Origin of the sequence: Acinetobacter sp. WU_MDCI_Abxb74 (genome assembly GCF_025513915.1) — a bacterium.
GTDB classification, from domain to species: domain Bacteria; phylum Pseudomonadota; class Gammaproteobacteria; order Pseudomonadales; family Moraxellaceae; genus Acinetobacter; species Acinetobacter calcoaceticus_C.
This window is the reverse complement of the sequence record NZ_JAHPRP010000001.1, coordinates 174,541-196,266: the sequence shown is the minus strand read 5'-3', so window position 1 is coordinate 196,266 and position 21,726 is coordinate 174,541. Positions and strand designations below refer to the sequence as shown.

Genomic DNA, 21,726 nt, shown 5'->3' with positions numbered 1-21,726 from the left:
TGTTTAAATTGAGGTATTTATGACTACATCTCCCCTGTTTAAAAAGCTCAAAAACCACACGGCAGCAGCAATTTGTGCTGCAACGATTGGTTTATTTTCTTCAACCTCAGGTATGGCGGCAGATATGTCTAACGGCGCAAATAATTTCTATCAAAGTCAGCAAGTCACTATTCAAAAAGTGACTTTTAAAAATCAGTACAATATGGACTTTGTGGGGAACTTGGTCATCCCTAAAAATTTAAATAAAAAAGTTAAAGCCCCTGCAATTGTTATTGGCCATCCCATGGGAGCCGTAAAAGAACAAAGTTCTATGCTTTATGCACAGAAATTAGCTGAACAAGGTTTTGTAACGTTGGCGATTGATCAATCATTTTGGGGTGAAAGCGCAGGCCAACCTAGAAATGTAGTTGCTCCAGATATTTATGCAGAAGCCTTTAGTGCAACTGTAGATTATTTAGGAACGCAATCTTTTATTAACCGCGATCGTATTGGGGCTTTAGGTATTTGTGGAAGCGGTAGCTTTGTGATTAGTGCCGCAAAAATTGACCCGCGAATGAAAGCAATTGCAACAGTTAGTATGTATGACATGGGAGCTGCTAACCGTAATGGCCTGCGCCATGGCCAAACATTAGAGCAAAGAAAGCAAATTATTGCTGAGGCTGCTGCACAGCGTTATGTTGAATTTACAGGTAGTGAAAAGAAATATACCAGCGGAACTACGCATGAGTTAACCGCAGATACCCACCCTATTCAACGTGAGTTTTACGACTTCTATCGTACACCTCGCGGTGAATATACGCCAAAAAGTTCATCACCTCTGTTAACAACACATCCGACGTTAACCAGTAATGTAAAATTTATGAACTTCTACCCATTTAATGACATCGAGACGATCTCACCACGTCCAATGCTTTTTATTACGGGTGATCAAGCTCATTCAAAAGAGTTTAGTGAAGAAGCTTACAAACTCGCAGGCCAACCGAAAGAGCTTTACTATGTTAAAGGTGCTGGGCATGTCGATTTATATGACCGAGTTGATTTAATTCCTTTTGATAAATTAACTTCATTCTTTACTCAAAATTTAAAATAATTGAGTAACTATAGGGGTTTTACGGAACCCCTATAGGTTTAATGGAATTCTTGCACCAGACTATTAATATGCGCCACGGCTGCAGTTCGGTTTTCTACACTAAGCTTTTCAAAAACATGTTCTAAATGCTTGTTTACCGTACGTGGACTCAATTCTAATATTTCCGCAATATCTTTATTGGTTTTCCCTAACAATAACCAGTGCATGACTTCTGCTTCACGTTGAGTCAACTGTGGGCAATATTTTAAAATATCAGTGACGTCTAATGCAGGCGTAGAAGTCTTGATCTGTATTAGATAATTTTTAGCAATGGTCGCTTCTGTCTGCCAAGGGCTTAACAACAACAACTGTAATTGTTGTGACGGAGTTGAATAAAAACAGCTTTTTAACTTTTTGGGATCTTTTTCTTGCTGCAAGTCTGCAAACCATGTTTTTAGACCTAATTCAAAACCCGTTATTTCCGTTAAATGATCATTTAGCAAATCATTGGCTTTTTGTGTCTTCCAGACAATTTCCCCATGAACGTCAACCGCGATAATGGCTGTGTCAGTAGCATCAATGACCTGTTTTTGTTGTTGCAACAATTTGGCATGTGCCAGATGTGTTTTGACTCTTGCAAGTACTTCCTCAATATTTAAAGGCTTGGTCACATAGTCCACTCCTCCCACCTGAAAGCCACGTACAATATGCTCTGTTTCAGATAAACCGGTCATAAAAATAACAGGAATAAACTGGGTAATTGGACTTGCTTTAAGCTGTATACAACTTTCAAAACCATCCATGTGTGGCATATTACCATCGAGTAAAATCATGTCTGGTAAGCATCGGTGTGCTATTTCAATTGCACTTAACCCATCTGTGGTTACAAGTACACGATAGCCCGCCTGATCTAAACTTTCATGCAATAAGCCTAAATTTTCTGGAACATCATCAACAATTAGAATTACGGCCTGTTCAGCCGATGAAGAATAAGGAAAAGAAACTGGTTGCGTACTCATCGTTTATCCTGAATCAATCGTTGTGCTTGTTTTAAATCAAATTTACGAATTAATTGAGAAATCTGCTCCCACAATTCAGCCTGTTCCGGAAAATCATATAAATATTGCTTTAATGCCTGTTGAATTCCACGAATATAACCTTGTCCAATCAACTCATCTAAATGCTGTAAAGCTTGTGGCAGGTTCTGAGCATGATTTATTGTTTTATTATTTAGCTCACGCATCTCGGACTCTGGCTGTGCTGCCAATATTGGTGAAATAGTGGTTAAAACAAGTGAGTCGGTCGGTTGTTGTGCTAATGGAGGTAACTCTTTTGCATCATCAATCCAGCTCAATCCAAGCTTATCGCCAATTTTGCTTAGCAATAAATTCAAATCAATTGGCTTTAACATAAAGTCTTCACTTAACACCGCCTCTTGCGGATTGACCTCGCGCTCACCCGCATTGGCCGAAATAATTAAAATCGGCACATTGGTAATATTGTTCTGCCGTAATAGCTGAGCGGTTTCTCGTCCTCCCATGAACGGCATATTCAAGTCCATTAAAATCAGATTGGGCTGAAATAGAGGAACTTGTCTTAAACAATCAATACCTGATTCGGCTTCTTCTGTAATAAATCCTAAAGGCTTTAAAAAGTTGACCACCAGCCCTCGATCTACGGCCTCATTATCAACCACTAAAATTCTTTTGCGTTCGCCTTGATAACCAATAATCTGATTAGAATGTACATTTGATATTGGATGAACCAGTTCTTTCGAGGGCAAATAAAACTTAATTTTAAATTGTGACCCGTGATTAAGTTGGCTACTCACAGATAACTGCCCACCGAGTAAATCAACCAATAATTTTACAATAGGCAAACCCAGACCTGTTCCGGTGAAGCCACCTTGAACCACATTACTACCCCGCTCAAACGGATTAAAAATCCGCTCCAGATCAGCCTCGGCAATGCCACAGCCTGTATCTATAATTTCAAAATAAGCTGTTTGAAAACGATAATCGACTTTTAGAGTAATGGTACCTGTATTGGTAAATTTTAAAGCATTGCCCAATAAGTTAATGAGTATCTGTTCAAGACGTTTTTTATCGGTACGTACATAGTGCGGAAGCTTATCACTAATCTGGTGTATAAAATTTAAGTGCTTCTGCTCAAACTGCGGTTGAAACATCTGAATTATTTGTTCTATAAAATTTGGAAAATGGATATCCACCATATTTAAAGAAATTTTACCCGTTTCAATTCGTGCCAAATCGAGTAAACCATCGATGAGCGATGTCAAATGCTGTCCACTTCTGCTAATGACCCCTAATGCCATTTTGCCCTGTTCAGATAGCTGTTCTTGCTTTTGAATTAATTGGCTATAACCCAAAATACTATTTAATGGTGTTCTAAGTTCATGGCTAATCCCAATCACATAGCGGCTTTTTGCCTCGTTCGCCCGTTCAGCGACAATTCTTGCATCTTGCAAATTTTGAGATGTAACTTCATGAGCAGCAATTTCATCAATCAATAATGCTGTTTGTTGATGGGTCTCGATTTCAGCTTTACGGCGGCTTTCATCGTTTAACACTAACCACCATGCAGCCACACTGAGCAATAGAAATAAAATGGTGTAAATTTTTACAAACAGTGTAAATAGTTGAGGAACTGCCGCTGCATTAATGGTTTCTAGATAGGCTTTTTCTTGAATATAAACCAGACTCAAGCTCACAGCCAAAACAATAGAAAGCCCTAAAGTCAGTAATAAATATAAACTGACCCGACTATTTAATCGGCTAGCCCATCGTGCTGGTAAATAACGCCAAATCGCATTTTTTAGTTGTACCGACCAACGGGCTTCGGGCTTACATAAATCGTGACAGCGTGCTTCTAGCGAACAACATAAAGAGCAAATTGTACCGTTATAGGCTGGACAACCTGCCATATCAGCCAGTTCATAGTCCCGTTCACACACCACACAGTTAGCAACTGAAGTCGCTTGAATTTTTTCAGGTTGGCGCGCAATGTAATATTTGCCTTTGGTTAAGTAGGCAATAATAGGAACACATAACACAGCGCTTCCTAAGGCAATAAAACTTGCTAATCCTTTCGCCATTAATCCGAAAAAGCCCAAATAGCTAAGCATCGATAAAACAGAGGCAATCAGTAAAGCACCCACACCTACTGGATTGATGTCATATAAATAAGCACGGCGGAATTCAATTCCCTTTGGACTTAAACCTAAAGGTTTACAAATAATTAAATCGGCAACAACAGCACCAATCCATGCCAAAGCAACATTGCTATATAAGCCTAAAATGCGCTCAACCGCATGGCTAATACCCATTTCCATCAAAACAATAGCAATAAAAATATTAAAAAGAAGCCAGACAATTCGTCCTGGATGACTATGCGTTAAACGGGCAAAAAAGTTTGACCATGCCAATGAGCCAGCATACGCATTGGTCACATTAATTTTAATCTGCGCCACACATACCAAGGCTAAAGTGAGTATTAAGGCGATTTGGGGGTTTGGAATAAATTGCTGGTAAGCAATCCAATATAAATATGTGGGATTATCGAGTTCAGCAACTGGAATAAAAAGCTGAAAAGCCAAAACCATCAGCAACATGCCCATCAGGACTTTTAAAAAACCAAAAATAATCCAAGATGGACCACCTAAAAAAACAGCAAAACGCCATGCAGTTCTATTTTTTTCTTGCTGCGGTAAGAAGCGTAAATAATCAGCTTGCTCTCCAATCTGGATCACAAATGAAAAAATAAGAGTGCATGCTGCACCAAAATAATACAGATTAAAATCAGTAGAATGTGAAACCGCACCAACAAAATGCAGACTACTACTTAAAATTTGTGGCTGTTTCCAAAGTACAAAAAACCATGGCAACAGCAACAACAATAGCCAAATTGGCTGCGTTACTGCCTGAACTTTGTTAATAAAACCAATGCCTTTGACCACTAAAGGTAAAATCACCAAAGCGGAAATTAAGTAACCAATAACTTGTGGAATGCCAAGGGCAAGCTCAAGTGCCATCGCCATAATAGCGGCTTCAAACGCCAGTAAAATAAAGGTAAAGCTGGCGTAAATCAGAGAAGTAATGGTCGAGCCAATGTAGCCAAAACCTGCACCACGAGTAAGCAAGTCGACATCTACATTATATTTTGCAGCGTAGTAACTAATCGGCCAACTGGTCAGAAATATAATGGTACATACGACAATAGCCGCCCACAGAGCGTTGCTGAATCCATACTGCCAAAGCATGGTCGCCCCGATGGCTTCCATTGCAAGAAAACTAACTGTAGAAATTGCGGTGTTGGTTACAGTCCAAGGCGACCACTTACGGACCGATGTAGGTGCATAGCGCAATGCATAATCTTCAATGCTTTCATCCGCCACCCAAATATTATATTCACGGCGTGTTTTGATTACACGTTGTGGGGCTTGTTGTGGGCGTCGGGAATCTGGCATAACACTCTTGTTTAGGATGTGGCAGATATTAAACCCAGCAATCCTTATGCCAAAAGTTATTTATCAAAGCGATTTCTTCTGATACGCCACGCCAATATACGCAAAATAACGTATTTCTAATTTTTATCAAAAATCACACACTCAAATTCATCAAAAAACAATGATCAATATTTGTGTTGATTGACCGAAAATGATTGGGAGATTGATGTTATGAGTGTATCTGAACACCCAAATCTAGATACTGTGCCAGACACAGATTCACAAAAAGCAGTAAACGAAACCTTAGAAGATTATACTTTACGATACGCTCCACATAGCTTTCGGCGCTGGAGTCCCAAAGTTGTGGCTATTACTGCACTTGGCGGTATTGCCTATCTTGCTGACTTTTCTATTGGTGCCAGTATTGGTATGTCTTATGGAACAACCAATGCGGTTTTCTCCATTTTATTTGCAGCAATTATTATCTTCTTAACCGGTATTCCTCTTGCCTACTACGCAGCACGTTATAACATCGACCTTGACTTGATTACCCGTGGCGCAGGTTTCGGTTATATCGGATCAGTCCTCACCAGCATCATTTTTGCCAGTTTCACATTTATTTTCTTTGCCCTTGAAGGCTCAATTATGGCCCAAGGGTTACTGTTAGGTTTGGGTATTCCTCTGTGGGCAGGCTATCTCATCTCGACCGTTATGGTGATTCCGTTGGTGATTTACGGCATGAAAGCCTTAAGTAAATTACAAGTCTGGACTACTCCACTTTGGCTTGTTCTCATGATTGGTCCAGTGGCCTATCTTATTTACCAAGAACCAGGTTTAGTCAGTCAGTTTGCTACTTTTACAGGTAAAGAAGGTTTTGCCCCAGTAGACATGGCAGCAATCATGTTAGGTGCTGGTATATGCCTATCTTTGATTATGCAAATTGGTGAGCAAATTGACTATTTACGCTTCATGCCTGCTAAAACTAAAGAAAATAGCAAAGAATGGTGGATAGCTGTTATTTCCGCAGGTCCGGGTTGGGTAATTTTAGGGGCAATTAAACAAATTATTGGGGCATTTTTAGGCTTCTATTTATTAACCAAATTACCGGGTGTAAACAGTACCGAGCCTGTTCAACAATTTAATGCGGCGTTTCATGACATGCTTCCGGGCTGGGCGGCTTTAACACTTGCAGTTATTCTGGTCGTCATTTCCCAAATTAAAATTAATGTAACCAATGCCTACTCTGGTTCACTTGCATGGACAAGTGCCTATACTCGTATGAGTAAACATTATCCGGGTCGTATTGTATTTGTGATTGTAAACTTAGCGATTGCCCTTGCTTTAATGGAAGGCAACATGTTTGCAGTACTCGGTAAAATTTTAGGGTTCTACTCAAACTTTGCCATTGCATGGGTTGTCGTGGTTGCAACAGATATTGCCATTAATAAACATGTATTAAAACTTTCACCAAAAGAGCCTGAATACCGTCGTGACATGTTGTACAACGTAAACCCTGTAGGCATGGTGTCGTTTCTGGTAGCAGCAGGATTATCAATTGCAGCCTTCTTTGGCTTATTGGGTAGCTTCCTTGCACCGTATTCACCGCTTATTGCTCTTATTCTTGCCTTCGTACTTACGCCTATCATGGGTTTAATCACCAAAGGAAAATATTATATTAAAGAGCATGATGATGGCGTTAAAGAACCACGTTACGACGCTGAAGGTACACCGGTTGCGACTGTTTACCACTGCCGTGTATGTGAACAAGGTTATGAGCGTCCAGACATTATGTTCTCTCATAAACATAACGGTACGATTTGTTCTTTGTGTAAAACACTAGATGTCTAAATTTCATCAAAATAAAAAAGAAGCTTTTAAAGCTTCTTTTTTTTGTCTTTAAAACGTTTAACCAATCGGAAACAAACGTTCAGGCACCACATCTTTCATCACAATGGTTGAGATGAGCCGCTGTACACTCGGAATAGCCGATAACTTTTCATCATATAGCCGTTGAAATGCGGGTAAGTCTTTTGCAACCACATGTAGTAAATAGTCTGGCTCCCCGAAAAGGCGCTGGGCCTGAATAATTTGTGGAATATCAATCACGGCATTTTCAAACTTCTCAACTGCCTGCTTATCACCCTCTTTAAGCGTAATAAAAACAATGGCTGAAAACTCAAACCCAACTAAATTGGGATCGAGTTCTGCCCGATAGCCTTTGATTGCTCCTGACTCTTCTAATGCCTTCACTCGCCTATGACAAGGTGAAATGCTCAAGCCTACTTTTTCTGCCAATTCAGTAATAGATAATCGGCCATTTAGCTGTAATTCAGCAAGAATCTTCTTATCTGTGCGATCCATTTAGAAAAATTTACCCCAAATGAGTGTGATATGAGCAAACATTTAAAAGCACATTCTAAATACATAAGCATATTATTTTCAACAAGTTCGAATGAATAGAAATTTTTTCTAAAAACGAGCGAAGCCCGTAGAAAATAGTTTGCCGAGATAAGCATATGGCTTTTAACCTTTTTATTGCATTTTGGAGTGTTTCCATTCTCTTTATTATTACCCCGGGCGCAGACTGGGCCTATGCCATTTCGGCAGGAATTAAAGGTAAAGTCGTAGTGCCTGCCGTTGCGGGTATGTTATTTGGGCACTTTATTACTATTTTATTGGTCGCGGCTGGTGTTGGTCTGCTTGTAGCAAATAACCCGACTACTCTCATGGCTCTTACCATTGCAGGTTCCACCTATTTATTGTGGATGGGAATAAATTTATTAATTAGCCCTCCTACTCCAAATCAATCGGATTCTGAAAAAGCTCAGTCATGGTTGAGCTGGGCGACAAAAGGCGTTTATGTGAGTGGCTTAAATCCGAAAGTTTTTTTACTCTTTTTAGCCTTGCTGCCTCAATTTATTGATACCACTGCGTCATGGTCGGTGACTACACAAATTGTTGCGTTCGGCGTCGTACATATGATTAGCTGCGCGATTATTTACTTAATGGTAGGTTATGGTTCACAAGCAATTCTTAAAACCAGACCACAAGCAGCACATTTAGTAGGACGGTTTTCAGGAGGCCTAATGGTCGTCATTGCAACTTGCTTATTGATTGGCCAAATTTAAAAAATATCTCAACTCAACGTTACTGACCTCCAATTCAGGTCAGTAACTCAAGTCATAGAATATAAAAATAAATTTATCTCATTCGTTTCAGGTTATAAGTTACCACTCCCCAAATAACCAGTTCTTGCCCTTCTTCAATATAAATATTTTGATAATCGGAATTTTCAGCTTTCAGCCAAATTTTAGACGGCTGATAATTGTTATCAATCATTAAGCGCTTAACGGTAAAGTCATTGTCAATAAGCGCAATTACAATATCACCAGACTTTGCGGGAAGACTACGATCAACAATAAGCGGATCATCAATATCAATTCCAGCATCTAACATCGACAAAGAATTAGCTTTTACAATAAAGGTGGCATTTTCATTTCTAATGAGATATTCGTTTAAATCAAGTGCTTGTTCAATATCGTCTTGGGCTGGCGAAGGAAAACCCGCAGCAACACGTTCAGTGGCTAAAGGAATATGATAAATTTTATCGTTGTTGGCATGGACCTGTTGAACTTTTAATTTTGAGCTAAAATCTGTCTGATTATCGGTTTTGACATTATTTAGTAACCAATTTTTGATAAAGTTCACTTGAGATTCTGGCACACGAATCACTTTGGTGGGTTCATTGAACTGTGCTTTACGGCCGGCATTTTCTCGGGCACCGCCATGTTCAAACTCTTTTTTCTTTGACATATCGCCTCCATTTCACCGTTCAAATCCTACACAGACAATGTAACTTGAAAAAGTTACATTTTCAAGTTGACGAAATATTTTTTTTGCATAACAATAAATTCATGATCAGATTTTAATCCATTTTACTTTTAACAGGGATGTTAAAATTAAGGTGGTGGTTTGAAGAAAATCAAAACCTATTTCGAAATAGTCTTTATCGCTGACTGTTTCTTGATTTTTATCAAATGAGCTTCTGAACACTTAACATTTTGGTTAAATTCAGTTTTTGGTATGGAGACATGCGAAATGAAAAATCAACGCGATGCGGTTTTAGGCTATGCAAATGAACAACATGCTTACTATATTCGTCTCATTGAAAACGACGCGGTATTAGGTGAAAGCTATGGAATATTTTGTGAAAACCCAGATAGCGAAGCAGCAGAAAGCATTATGACAACGCTATTCTTAAAAAAATCTTTTTGGATAAATGGTTCTGAATATATCGATATCGTAAAAGGGCTACAGCCTCTCCCCCAGTAAATAATTTAAAGATAAAAATAAAGGAGGCAATGAGCCTCCTTTATTTTTTAAAACCTGATGCTTAAGACGTAAAACGTCCATATGCATCGCGTTTTTGGTTGCGGGAGTTTTGTCCGCGACCATCGTAATCGTCGTCGTCATCACGGCTGCGACCTCGGCCTCGGCCACCTGAACGGCCACGATCATCATCATCATCGTCATCACGGCTGCGACCTCGGCCTCGACCACCTGAGCGGCCACGATCGTCATCATCGTCGTCACGGCTACGACCACGTCCTCGACCACCTGAGCGGCCACGATCGTCATCATCATCGTCATCACGGCTGCGGCCACGTCCTCGACCACCTGAACGGCCACGATCGTCATCATCATCGTCATCACGGCTGCGACCACGTCCTCGACCACCTGAACGGCCACGATCGTCATCATCATCGTCATCATAACGGCTGCGGCCTCGGCCTCGACCACCTGAACGGCCACGATCATCATCGTCGTCATCATCACGGCTGCGGCCACGGCCTCGACCACCTGAGCGGCCACGATCGTTATCATCATCGTCATCACGGCTGCGACCACGTCCTCGACCACCTGAACGGCCACGATCGTCATCATCGTCGTCATCACGACTGCGACCACGTCCTCGACCACCTGAACGGCCGCGATCGTCATCATCATCGTCGTCATCACGACTGCGACCACGTCCTCGACCACCTGAACGGCCGCGATCGTCATCATCGTCGTCATCATAACGGCTACGACCTCGACCACCTGAACGGCCACGATCATCATCGTCATCATCACGGCCACGACCGTTACGGCTATCGTTCTTATGGCTTAATGCACCAGCTTCACGAGCTTCTTCAGACGTAAATTCGTGAGCATTACCACTCGCGTGTGCTGCTCGACCAGCTTCACGAGCTTCTTCAGATGTAAATTCATGCGCGTTACCACTTGCGTGTGCAGCTCGCCCACCTTTACTGGCTATTTCTCTAACTCTTTCAGGATCCATACTCGCAAATCCACGATTTGAAGTACCCGAACTATTATTATCTTGATCTTCATATCTAGTATTAGCCATAGTTATATCTTCCTATATTTAAATTATAGTCACTACCGCTTTTCGTTAACGGATAAAATAAAGATAAAAGATATAAAATATTTTCCTACCCAAGCTATGTATCAACCTTTTTAAATGTATATTAATAAATCTATAAGTTTTTTAAATAAGTTTTTTATTTATAAAAGAATTATACCCGCACCAATATATTATAAATTTTTATTTTTTTACTTTATAAATATTCAAACCAATTATTATTACTTAATTCAACACTATAATAATGTTTTACAATTTTATTAAAAACAGCTCTCTTAATAACAAAAAGTTTCAAAACATACAAATCGATTAAAAACAGGAACAGCAAAAAAACCAAAAAAGACAAACCAAAAACAAATAAATTAATTTTAAAACAACAACATATAGCATTACATTTAAAAAAATAATTTACTTGAATAGTGCTAAATAATATTCAAAAATTTTAATTAATATTTTAAGAGTAGATCTGTCATGCAATTAAAAGTTAACAAACCACCTGTGCAATACATTCACATTGCTATACCTGAAATTTTATTAGGCCATATTAATATCAAGAATAAATGGCAAAATTACGACAAAGAGTGGAGTTACAGACTTGACCCTCCTCATGCAACTCATCCATTCCAAAGAGACTTATATATTATTCAATCCAACAATATTACTTCAGAAGACATAAAAACTCTTCTCGATAATATTATTATAAAAAGTAACCAGATTAATAGTGATGAAATTAACACTAATATTGAAGAAGCAAAAAAAATTATAAAAAAAGTACTAGATTTGTCAAATAAAATACCTATTGAAAATTGGTTAAATGATACGGGTAATAGATCAATTATTGAAAGTATGATTGATAAAAATAAAATTAAGTTATTAACAGTTATTTAATAACTTAATTTAGATATATTTTTTTACATTCGTATAAATAAGATAACAAAGGCAACTTTTTGAAGCAGACATTTTACTCATATTCACGCTGAGTTCAGCAAAAATAGATTAACCCGATATTTAATAGAGGAGTTTCAACATGGAAAACTCAACAAAGCAATATCCTTCTTCAGTGCCAGCTCAAGTTCAATCTCACCAACCCGGTGATCAAGAAAAAATGCATCCGGAACCAGAAATTATAAAAAGCTCTCATAAAGGTAGCGATAAGTTAAAAGATAAAGTTGCCGTTATTAGTGGTGGCGATAGCGGTATAGGTCGATCTGTGGCTGTACTTTTTGCCCGTGAAGGTGCTGATATTGCAATCCTTTATCTTGAAGAAGACGAGGATGCCGAAATTACTAAACAACTCGTTGAAAGAGAAGGACAACATTGTCTTTTATTAAAAGGTGATATTTCTGACCCAGATGTTGCAAAACTAGATATTGATAAAGTTCTACAACATTATGGAAAAATTAATATTTTAGTGAATAATGCTGGCGTGCAATATCAACAAAAGGAAATTGAAAGCATTAGTAATGAGCAATTAGAAAAAACATTTAAAACTAATATTTTCGCTATGTTCTATCTTACCAAACAAGTAATTTCTCACATGCAAGAGGGAGATAGCATCATCAATACAACCAGTATTACCAGCTATCAAGGCCATGATGAGTTAATAGACTACGCGAGTACCAAAGGTGCAATCACTTCTTTTACACGTAGCCTTTCAAATAATTTAATGAAACAGAAAAAAGGAATTCGGGTAAATGGCGTTGCACCTGGTCCAATCTGGACACCTTTAATTCCAAGTAGTTTTGATGCTGAGACTGTTGAAAAATTTGGTAAAGATACGCCAATGGGAAGAATGGGCCAGCCTAGTGAAGTTGCACCTGCCTATTTATTCCTTGCCTCAGATGACGCGAGTTACATTACAGGTCAGGTTATTCATGTAAATGGCGGTCAAATTGTAAATGGTTAAAATATAGAAATTTATATAAAAAAGCCCTGAAAGTTAAAAAGCTTTCAGGGCTTTTTCTTTAAGCTGGAACGTGTTGAGCTATTTGCTCACGCGACCACACTCGATGTGCTTTAAGTAAGTTTTTAAGCTTTTCTGAAACATGTTTGAAATCATCTTCAATTAAGGTGCCTTCATCTGCTACCAAGCCTAATGGCTCAAGTAAATCAGATTTATTACCTAAAAAGACGATTGGTTTTAAATGTTTATAGGCTTCTAGTACATAGTGACGCGTTACACCATCTTGCATCACCGCATTTAAATTATCACCATCCGGAAGTATTACCGCATCATATGCAATTGAAGGTTCTGACATTTGCATGCCATCTGCCATAATTACATTATCTTTGTGGTCTTTAACTGGAGCTAAGCTTGGTGCCAATAAATGAAGAATAGCCCCTTCCTTAATTGCCCAATTTCGCATTGTCTCTAATGCTTCAGACTGGATCATATTATGAATCAGTACAGCAATTTTACGGCCTTGAATGTCTGCTGGTGGGAAAGCCAACATCGATAACTTAGCAGATTTTTCAACCGCCTGAGGTTTGAAATCAAGGCTTAGATCAGGGACTTCGATACCTAAATTTGCGCCCACTTGGCGTGCTAAATCGAGATCAATATTTGCTAAAATTTGTTGAACTTGGCGCTCTCGAATATGTTTTCTTTTTACCTTACTTAATTCAAAGGTATAGGCATCAACTACATGTTTTTGCTCATGAGGCGCAAGGCTCTTGTAGTAAAGACGAGGCTGAGAGAAATGATCGGAAAAAGATTCACTTCTTGCACGAATCTTTTGACCACTCACCTTTTCATAGTAACTTTCAAACCCACCATTTTCCGCCGCTGGTGGGGTCTCAACTGGCCAGTTCTGGTCAATCGAGTTGGGTTGATAAGAAGCTTGTCCTTTATGAACAATATGTTGATGCATTGCATCACGTTGATTGTTATGGAATGGACAGACAGGTTTATTAATTGGTATTTGATGAAAATTCGGGCCACCTAAACGACTGAGCTGTGTATCGGTATATGAAAATAGACGTGCTTGTAAGAGCGGATCATTTGTAAAATCGATACCCGGGACAATATGGCCTGGACAAAAAGCGACCTGCTCGGTTTCAGCAAAGAAATTATCGACATTTCGATTTAAAACAAAACGACCAATAGGTGTTACCGGAACCAACTCTTCAGGAATAATTTTGGTTGGGTCGAGCAAGTCGAAGTCAAACTTCATTTCATCTTGTTCTTCAACAATTTGAACTCCTAATTCCCACTCAGGATACGCCCCCTGCTCAATAGCTTCATAAAGATCTCGACGATGGAAATCAGGATCTTTACCGCAAAGTTTTTGTGCTTCGTCCCAAACTAGAGCACTTAAACCCTGTTTAGGCGTCCAGTGAAATTTAACAAAATGGGCTTTACCTGCGGCATTAATTAAGCGAAAAGTATGCACGCCAAAACCCTGCATTGAACGTAAGTTACGTGGGATTGCGCGGTCTGACATTGCCCAGATTACTGCATGCGCAGACTCTGGCACTAAAGAGACAAAATCCCAGAATGTATCATGGGCACTGGCTCCTGTAGGTATTTCAGTATCTGGTTCTGGCTTTAAAGCATGTACAAAATCTGGGAACTTAATACCATCTTGAACAAAGAAAACTGGAGCATTATTTCCAACTAAATCAAAGTTACCTTCTTGCGTGTAAAATTTAATCGCAAATCCACGAATATCACGAACCGTATCGGCTGAACCACGTGGCCCTTGCACAGGTGAAAACCGAACAAAAATTGGGGTTTGAATGCTTGGATCTGTCAAAAAACCAGCTTTAGTTAAGCGCTCATTTCCTTCATAAGCCTGAAAGTAACCATGGGCGCCTACTCCACGTGCATGCACAATACGCTCAGGAATACGTTCATGGTCAAAATGTGTCATCTTTTCTCTGAAGATAAAATCTTCTAATAACGTTGACCCTCGTATTCCAGCTTTTAAACTATTTTGGTTATCAGCAATTTTAACCCCCTGATTTGTGGTTAAAGCCTGATTTGTCGCATCTTCTCTTACTGTGTCTAATTGTTCAGATTTTTGAGTGGTATTGGCTTTATTTGCAGCATCGGCTCCAGCCATATCACTTGTTTTATTTGTTAATTTAACATTATCAGTCATGTTCATTACCTATGTTTTAAAGTTAAACCTGGGGTGAAGTAGAAAAATTAAAGAACTAGCTTTTGTTAAAAGAACTTAAATATGGAAAAAGGAGCTCAACATATTTTCGAGTGCTCCAAAGTCCAATGCTCTTATGGTGTGAATCGGGTGCCAAAAATGCGGTTAGTTTGCATATTTTTATAGCAAGATCAGGTGTTTGACGGATACGTTCTTGCAAGGCATCAAGCTCCCCATCAGAGATATAACTAAATAAATAGTCTTGAATACGCCGACTATTATTAAGTGCCCTACTATATTTTAAGAAATTAGAAGAATGGCTATCCCCTGCAATCCAGTCATGAATGATCTGGCGTTCTACAGGATTAAACACTCCATACATTTTTCCATTTTCGTCGTTAATTAATTTCCAGAAAATACTTTGCTCCGGATTGGCATTGAACTTAATCCATTTATTCTCAACCAAATGAGTAACCAGCCCTTGAACGTCGTCTGGGTTAGACAACCATTGATTAATTGTTTTACATCCGAACTGTCTGGTTTCGTTATGAATTAACTGTCCAACTAGAGCCTTTCTCTTTAAAATTTTTAGAACTAAATCTTCAAGATTCAAATTTTTTATAATTTTAGAAGAAGTCACACCATGGTTATTAAGTGCAAAACCACGTTTTAATTTTTTAAAAAATAATTCTTTATCACGATATTTATCAAAAATATTTTTTATAACTTTAATTGCTTTATCAGCATGACCATTATCAATATTGTCAATGGTAATGTGCAGATTGAAGTATTTCGAGTCAATGCCAAGTTCAGCAAGCTCATAATTGGTAATTAATAGATGAAGGGGCAGCTGTTCATAACCCAAATTAAAACCAACGATTTCTGGAATGAACTCAGGTGAAGCATAACCAAGTGCCAATTGGACCACAGCATGGTAATAATATTCATCTTCTAAAAGCAGATCAAAACTATCGAGACCCAAATTACGCATTAAGTCATCATAAATACAGACATGGTTTGCCTTAGGCTCACCTAACCCTAGCTCTTCCAGATAGGTAATAATAAGGTCATGAAAAACTGGATCATTCCAATAGTGAACTGAACTATATAGCCATGCACCGTCTACTTTTTTGGTTGGAGAAACTTTAATTAAAAACTCAAACGCCTGACCAACATTTTTAAAGTACTCTCTCTCACCTCCAGCTTGCCGGCGGTTTAAATAGGCCTGAAATACCTCACAATTTTCTTTATTATTTTTTTCACACCAGCCTTTAATCATATTAATATCAGAAGGAAAATCAATTTCTGTCTGATCCATCTTGTCTATCTCTTTAATAAGAAAATCTCGTGCTTTCTTCTCTTTCTCAAAACTAGAAATATCAGGATCAAGAAAAAAAACAAATAATTCGTAATAGTTCTGTTGATTATCTTGTAATAAGTCTAATAATCTTTTTTTCACTACAACAGGCATTTCCATTCTCCTTTTGTGAGATATGAATTACCATACTTTACTCAAGCTATAATCACAGACCCTCTTTGTTATATTGCGTTATTAAAAACAATTAATATTATTAATTTTTTGAAAAATCAACCACATAATAATTAACACAAAATTACATTCTCATCTTTAGAATAATTTAACCCACTGTTTTTATAAAAATATGTAAATTTTAAACCTTTATTACATTATAGTTACCTTTAAAATTATAAAGATTAAAAAATTAACAAAACATTTAAAAAAATAATTTTATAACTAATTTAAAAACAAATGAAAGGAGAAAGCAAATGTTTAACTCATGCTATAAATTATTAGCACAAGAAAAAATTAAAATCGCTTTTTTTGAAAGTGCTTCTGCTGGCTATTTAGCTTACCGCTTTTCTTTAAGTCCCTACTCTGGCGATATTCTTATTGGAAGCTTAGTGAGCTATGACTTACGAGTTAAAGAAAATACACTTCACATTCCTTCTGAACTCGTTGAAAAATATACAGCAGAATCAATGCCTGTCACTGTAGAGATGATCAAAAAAGGAAAAGAACTTCTACATGCCGATCTTTATGTCGCTTGTACTGGTCTATTAAAAAAAGGTGGATCAGAAACTAAAGAAAAACCGGTGGGCACCTTCTTTTATTCTATTTATTATAAAAATCAATTTTATAATTTTAGACGAGTATTTAGAGGGTTACCATGTCTCAAACTAAGACAACTTCTGTACTATATTACTCAGGATATTGAATATATAATATTAGATAATAAAAATTAGAAATTTTTTAATAAAAGATAACATATACACATTTAGAAATGACCATAGTATTTCTTTAACACCATTTTACTCAAATGTAATTTTATCCATTTTCATATTAATTATGTTTATTGATAAAAATTACATTTTATAAAAATCAATGTTTTATTATTTTTTTAAAGTTACAGTTAAATATAGGGTAACACCCCTATGCTACACATTAAAAATTTTCATGTTTTAATAAACCTATCTGAAGCTCTCAGATAAAACACACATCATAAATGATATGAGGTAATTAAAGATGAGCACTACTAATAATCAAAGCAATCAACGCGATAATCAACAGCAACAACAACAGCAGCAAAATGATAACCGTAACAACCAGCAGCAACAAGGCAACCAACAGCAAAACGATCAACAGCAACAAAACAACCAGCAACAACAGCAAAATGACAACCGCCGCCAACAACAAGGCTCTAATCAAAAAGATTCAGGCCAACAAAACTCAAATAACAACAATCAGCAACGTTAACCCGTTGCTGACTTAAATGTCATTTGATGCGGTCATTCATTTTATTTAGGAAGGTGAATTCACCTTCCTAAATTTAACATAAGCATAAAATTAAATAATAGATGAGGAAAAACTGATGACAGATCAAAATAGCGATCACGCACGACTGCCAGCTGGCGACCATAATTATTCTGACACTTATTGGCGCGAAAGTTACCTTACTCGTCCTTATTATCAAGAAGCTCAGCTTACTACTCCAGATTTAGATTACGATCGAGATTTTTCAGCAGCCTATGAGTTAGGTCATCGCGCCCGTACTGAAGCTGAGGAAGGTGCTCAGTTTGAAGATATGGAAGGCAGCCTCCAACAAAAATGGGAAGAGCTTAAAGCCGAATCTCGTTTAAAATGGGAACATGCTAAACAAGCAATTAAAGATGCCTGGAACGATAGATAGTATTTAATACAACATCTTCTTTTGCTTTAAAAAATATGAGCTTATTTCTGATTGGCCCTCGGAAATAAGCTCTTTTTATGTCTATAAAAAAAATCTATTAAGAGCATGAAGTTCATAATATTTTAGAAAAAAGGCGGCATATTAAAATTGTTGTGGAGGTATTGATTTGCTAATTTTGGATCATCAAACACTTCTTTTTTGAACTGAACACTAGAAACGGTAGATAGCGTATGGGTAGGCTTAATAGTGACTTCTACAACATATTTATTCTGCTCATGTTTTGCTTTTACGCCATAAATTTCAGAGTCGTTAATACAGGTTCCATCCGTAAAATATACAAACATGTTTAACCACCTTTAAATATTAAATTGAAAATCAACTGAGGCGAACTTCTATCTTATTATTTAATGCCTGACATGATTTTACTCATGTCAGGCATTTAGAAAAATTTACGATTTAACTTTCTTTTTCATTAAAATACTCAATAATTTCTTCTCCATTATTTACAGGAGTTGCTGAAGAAGTATAAGTTTCGTCGTAAGCATAGGTAGGTAAAACAACCTTAGTTCGAATTGGCGGCAACTTTTCTTGCCCGCCCGTTGTAATCCGCTCTATAAAACCTGCAAGCCATAGTACAAATTCTTGAGTATTCTTGCTCTTTGGAATAATACTTAAATCCAATTTAATTTTAGATTCTTGCAAAGGTTTAATAAGTAATTCAGCAAAATCAATATAATTATATAAAAGCTTAAGCTTTGTCCCCTTAAGCTCATGTCTGAGTTCAATCATCAAATTATTAAGATCTTCCATAGGCTCATCTGTAAAGCCTTTTTTTTCTTTAACATTTTGATATATTTTCTCAGCTATTCTTAAGTACTGGGGCATATCCTTACCTTTATAAAACTGTCATCACTAAAATGAATTTTGGATGAATATAAGTAATTTGTTGTGTTTATTTTATTAATTTTTTGAAACTATAAATTAACCTAGAAACAATTCAGTAACAACAAATTCATAGAAAGACAATAACCCACTAATTTATTGATTAATTTTATATTTTCATATAATTATCTTTTTTATTATGTTACATATTTTATAGAAAATAACGATAAGAAAACCCACTTCAAAGTGAGTTTTCTTAAAAAATACTTATGAATTTTTATCCATTTGTTGAGGAGTTGTGGGGTCATTCGCGCCATGAGTTCCTTCATCTCTTGAATCTCGATCTTGGCAAGCACTCATACCCATAGCAATTGCAACGACCATACTAACTGCACAAAGAATTCTTAACATTGAGGTCACCCTTATAAGTTTTAAGATGTAGGCTTATGAATAACATGATCTTCTGTTGGCCTACCGCTGTGGTTCTCTTAACTTTTGTAGATTATGCAAGCTTTTGTAAAAATCAAAATTAAGTAAATGATTAAAAAATACCATTCTTGCAATTGATATTTTAATTAAATTTTGGCATTAGCTAATTATTTAAGATTGTTATATTCGTAAAAGTAAAATTGCTCACCCTTTCTGAGTTTGTGTCTTATTAAGTCAATGATTGCAAACAATATATAAATTAACAATTAATAAATATTTGATATATAAACATTTAAAATCAATTATTAAGATTAGGTATAATAAATAATCTGTGGTTTAAATTCTAAATAATTGCTTATTTTATTAATCACAATTTAAAAATATTATTATTTGTTTATATAAACCAATCTTTTATTTTTGCAATTGACCCGCTTTAATGCTCAGCTTATCATGCTCCGGCTGACCTATTTTGTCAGTCGGTTTTAGCAGATCGTCTACCTAAGTGCACTAAAAACACGTTTTTTGGTGTGAAGCCCCTCGTGCCTTTGACGGAGGAACGGGAGTGGGACACCTTCGGGTGTGCTGGTTTCTTAGGTATCAGTCTGCTAACCCTCTTTCGTTTCACCACCATAATTAATAGCAGTGATTGGGCGCAACTTCTTTTATCAAGGAGTCTCTAATGACTATTATTTTATATCATTTTATTTTTCTTAAACTTCATTATCTTAACGTTCAGCTTAAAACACTTTTAAAGAATTCCTCTCATCTTTTTACTTATCCACACTTTCATCTTTACACGGAAAAAATCTCAAGATTTAACCCCAGCTAAAGATTAGCCCCCTCTATAAGCATAACTTAACGATAACAACAACCAACGAAGAGCAATAGTGATGTTTTTTTCATATCGTATTGTTTTAGTGTGCACCCTATTAATAAGTTCTATAAGTTTATTAGGTTGCAGACCTATTAGTAAAAACGAATTCAATACTCATTGTATGTGGTCAGGCCGTGCGCTCTCACAATGCAATTGTATTTATAACGCTTTAGAAGAACATTATTCGCCACAATTTGTAGAAAACCTACCAAAAGTAAGCTTACAAAATATTGATGCGGACATGAACTTTGTGGAAACCATGAATGAAACAATTCACCAATGTCAGTTAAGTGCAAGAAAAAGCCAACCTAACTGATATTTGCATGCTCTACCAAGAAATCTAAAAAAACCCTTACACGTTTAGGAACATATTTATCATGGCCGATCCAGACAGCATGAAATTCTTCAGAAGCATTAATATTCCAGTCTTCAAGAATTTTAATTAACTGCTTTTGTTCTAGCGCTTTTCGAACTTGGAATTCATTTAGCTGTGCAATACCAACACTGGCAAGTGCTAACTGCAAAATCGCTTCCCCATGATTTACTCTTAAAACCTGAGTAGGTATGAGCGTGATTTCTTGATCCGCTTTTTTAAACAGCCATGTCTTATTTTGGCGCTGATAACTTACGTCTAAAAGCTGATGTTCAGATAGTTCATCTGGATGCTGTGGACAGCCATATTGTTCAATGTATCTGGATGAACATACATAATGTTTATGAGTACTCCCCAATGAGCGAGCCACCAAATTGGAGCTTTTTAAAGGTCCGGTGCGAATTGCAACATCAATTCTTTGCTCAACTAAATTAATGACTTCATCACTTAAATGAGCCTCTATTTCGATTTGTGGATAGCGCTGATTAAATAAAGAAATACACGGCAACAAAAAATGGGTCCAATATGAAAGGCTGGTATGTATTCTTATTCGCCCTTGAGGCGTGTGATTTGCCGTAACAGATTGTTCGAGCTCGTCTAGCTCACTGAGTATTTGAAGACCTTGTTCATAAAACTGGCACCCTTCACTTGTGAGTTGAAACTGACGTGTTGAACGATTCAGTAACCGGACTCCAAGTCTTTTTTCGAGCCGAGCAATTAACTTACTGACAGCAGACGGCGTCATGTCGCATGCTCTTGCTACAGCAGAAAAGCTTCCTAACTCGACCACGCGAATAAAAATTGCCAGCTCGCCAGATCGATTAATATCAAAATTAGCCATAACAAAATTTATCTATGAATTATATTCACAAATCTTATTCCGCTTAGACCGCTATAACAAGC

Annotated in this window: 21 protein-coding genes; 10 read left to right on the top strand and 11 right to left on the bottom strand. The window is 37.2% G+C overall.

What is annotated here, in order from left to right; all coding sequences use genetic code 11:
* Positions 1-19: 19 nt before the first annotated feature.
* Positions 20-1,090: an alpha/beta hydrolase gene (locus tag KTH84_RS00880; RefSeq protein ID WP_262471645.1), complete on the top strand. Its 1,071-nt coding sequence runs from the start codon at positions 20-22 to the stop codon at positions 1,088-1,090.
* Between the two features lie 38 nt (positions 1,091-1,128).
* On the opposite strand, the gene KTH84_RS00875 is transcribed toward KTH84_RS00880, so the two are convergent.
* Both KTH84_RS00875 and KTH84_RS00870 read right to left on the bottom strand, forming a co-directional pair.
* Entirely contained in the window at positions 1,129-2,088 is a 960-nt protein-coding gene (locus KTH84_RS00875) for a response regulator transcription factor (RefSeq protein ID WP_262471644.1), read from the bottom strand.
* Positions 2,085-5,555: an ATP-binding protein gene (locus KTH84_RS00870; protein WP_262471643.1), complete on the bottom strand. Its 3,471-nt coding sequence runs from the start codon at positions 5,553-5,555 to the stop codon at positions 2,085-2,087. The genes KTH84_RS00875 and KTH84_RS00870 overlap by 4 nt, the downstream gene beginning before the upstream one ends.
* A 210-nt stretch (positions 5,556-5,765) precedes the next feature.
* Here KTH84_RS00870 and KTH84_RS00865 point away from each other — a divergent pair, with 210 nt between their 5' ends.
* Positions 5,766-7,382 carry a purine-cytosine permease family protein gene (locus KTH84_RS00865; protein WP_262471642.1) on the top strand — a complete coding sequence of 539 codons (1,617 nt, stop codon included), beginning with the start codon at positions 5,766-5,768 and terminating at the stop codon, positions 7,380-7,382.
* A 57-nt stretch (positions 7,383-7,439) separates the two neighbouring features.
* Here KTH84_RS00865 and KTH84_RS00860 read toward each other — a convergent pair whose 3' ends face one another.
* The gene (locus KTH84_RS00860; RefSeq protein WP_000376211.1) at positions 7,440-7,895 is read right to left on the bottom strand and encodes an Lrp/AsnC family transcriptional regulator; all 456 of its coding nucleotides are present in this window, start codon (positions 7,893-7,895) and stop codon (positions 7,440-7,442) included.
* 155 nt (positions 7,896-8,050) lie between these two features.
* Here KTH84_RS00860 and KTH84_RS00855 point away from each other — a divergent pair, with 155 nt between their 5' ends.
* Positions 8,051-8,662 (top strand): LysE family translocator, encoded by a 612-nt coding sequence (locus KTH84_RS00855; RefSeq protein WP_262471641.1) that lies wholly within the window; start codon positions 8,051-8,053, stop codon positions 8,660-8,662.
* Between the two features lie 73 nt (positions 8,663-8,735).
* On the opposite strand, the gene KTH84_RS00850 is transcribed toward KTH84_RS00855, so the two are convergent.
* Entirely contained in the window at positions 8,736-9,347 is a 612-nt protein-coding gene (locus tag KTH84_RS00850; protein ID WP_042896688.1) for a LexA family protein, read from the bottom strand.
* 285 nt (positions 9,348-9,632) lie between these two features.
* Between KTH84_RS00850 and KTH84_RS00845 the strand changes: the two genes are divergently transcribed.
* Positions 9,633-9,866, top strand: coding sequence for a hypothetical protein (locus KTH84_RS00845; protein WP_133974122.1), 234 nt, complete (start codon positions 9,633-9,635; stop codon positions 9,864-9,866).
* Positions 9,867-9,927: 61 nt separating this feature from the next.
* Here KTH84_RS00845 and KTH84_RS00840 read toward each other — a convergent pair whose 3' ends face one another.
* Positions 9,928-10,944 carry a KGG domain-containing protein gene (locus KTH84_RS00840; RefSeq protein ID WP_262471640.1) on the bottom strand — a complete coding sequence of 339 codons (1,017 nt, stop codon included), beginning with the start codon at positions 10,942-10,944 and terminating at the stop codon, positions 9,928-9,930.
* Positions 10,945-11,430: 486 nt separating this feature from the next.
* On the opposite strand from KTH84_RS00840, the gene KTH84_RS00835 reads away from it, so the two are divergent.
* Together KTH84_RS00835 and KTH84_RS00830 are read left to right on the top strand one after the other, a co-directional pair.
* On the top strand, positions 11,431-11,847 hold the full coding sequence (locus KTH84_RS00835) for a DUF6367 family protein (RefSeq protein ID WP_202742380.1): 417 nt from the start codon (positions 11,431-11,433) through the stop codon (positions 11,845-11,847).
* A 139-nt stretch (positions 11,848-11,986) separates the two neighbouring features.
* Positions 11,987-12,865, top strand: coding sequence for an SDR family oxidoreductase (locus KTH84_RS00830; RefSeq protein ID WP_262471639.1), 879 nt, complete (start codon positions 11,987-11,989; stop codon positions 12,863-12,865).
* 58 nt (positions 12,866-12,923) lie between these two features.
* Here the strand turns inward: KTH84_RS00830 and katE are convergent, their stop codons facing one another.
* The gene (katE, locus tag KTH84_RS00825) at positions 12,924-15,068 is read right to left on the bottom strand and encodes a catalase HPII (RefSeq protein ID WP_262471638.1); all 2,145 of its coding nucleotides are present in this window, start codon (positions 15,066-15,068) and stop codon (positions 12,924-12,926) included.
* Between the two features lie 49 nt (positions 15,069-15,117).
* Positions 15,118-16,530: an iron-containing redox enzyme family protein gene (locus KTH84_RS00820; protein ID WP_262471637.1), complete on the bottom strand. Its 1,413-nt coding sequence runs from the start codon at positions 16,528-16,530 to the stop codon at positions 15,118-15,120.
* 314 nt (positions 16,531-16,844) lie between these two features.
* Between KTH84_RS00820 and KTH84_RS00815 the strand changes: the two genes are divergently transcribed.
* The 3 genes from KTH84_RS00815 (at position 16,845) to KTH84_RS00805 (ending at position 18,265) form a co-directional block, all read left to right on the top strand.
* Positions 16,845-17,321, top strand: coding sequence for a CinA family protein (locus KTH84_RS00815; protein ID WP_262471636.1), 477 nt, complete (start codon positions 16,845-16,847; stop codon positions 17,319-17,321).
* Between the two features lie 280 nt (positions 17,322-17,601).
* Positions 17,602-17,832, top strand: a complete 231-nt coding sequence (locus tag KTH84_RS00810; RefSeq protein ID WP_086394684.1) for a hypothetical protein — start codon at positions 17,602-17,604, stop codon at positions 17,830-17,832.
* 115 nt (positions 17,833-17,947) lie between these two features.
* Positions 17,948-18,265, top strand: a complete 318-nt coding sequence (locus tag KTH84_RS00805) for a hypothetical protein (RefSeq protein WP_042896698.1) — start codon at positions 17,948-17,950, stop codon at positions 18,263-18,265.
* A gap of 122 nt (positions 18,266-18,387) precedes the next feature.
* On the opposite strand, the gene KTH84_RS00800 is transcribed toward KTH84_RS00805, so the two are convergent.
* From KTH84_RS00800 to KTH84_RS00790, 3 genes are all read right to left on the bottom strand, one after another.
* Positions 18,388-18,609: a hypothetical protein gene (locus KTH84_RS00800; protein WP_042896699.1), complete on the bottom strand. Its 222-nt coding sequence runs from the start codon at positions 18,607-18,609 to the stop codon at positions 18,388-18,390.
* A 112-nt stretch (positions 18,610-18,721) separates the two neighbouring features.
* Positions 18,722-19,150, bottom strand: a complete 429-nt coding sequence (locus tag KTH84_RS00795) for a hypothetical protein (RefSeq protein ID WP_262471635.1) — start codon at positions 19,148-19,150, stop codon at positions 18,722-18,724.
* 264 nt (positions 19,151-19,414) lie between these two features.
* Entirely contained in the window at positions 19,415-19,558 is a 144-nt protein-coding gene (locus tag KTH84_RS00790) for a hypothetical protein (protein ID WP_075431360.1), read from the bottom strand.
* A 905-nt stretch (positions 19,559-20,463) separates the two neighbouring features.
* Here KTH84_RS00790 and KTH84_RS00785 point away from each other — a divergent pair.
* Positions 20,464-20,766, top strand: coding sequence for a hypothetical protein (locus tag KTH84_RS00785; protein WP_171253674.1), 303 nt, complete (start codon positions 20,464-20,466; stop codon positions 20,764-20,766).
* Here the strand turns inward: KTH84_RS00785 and KTH84_RS00780 are convergent.
* Positions 20,759-21,664: a LysR family transcriptional regulator gene (locus tag KTH84_RS00780; RefSeq protein WP_262471634.1), complete on the bottom strand. Its 906-nt coding sequence runs from the start codon at positions 21,662-21,664 to the stop codon at positions 20,759-20,761. The two genes, KTH84_RS00785 and KTH84_RS00780, sit on opposite strands and share 8 nt — an antisense overlap.
* Positions 21,665-21,726: the final 62 nt, after the last annotated feature.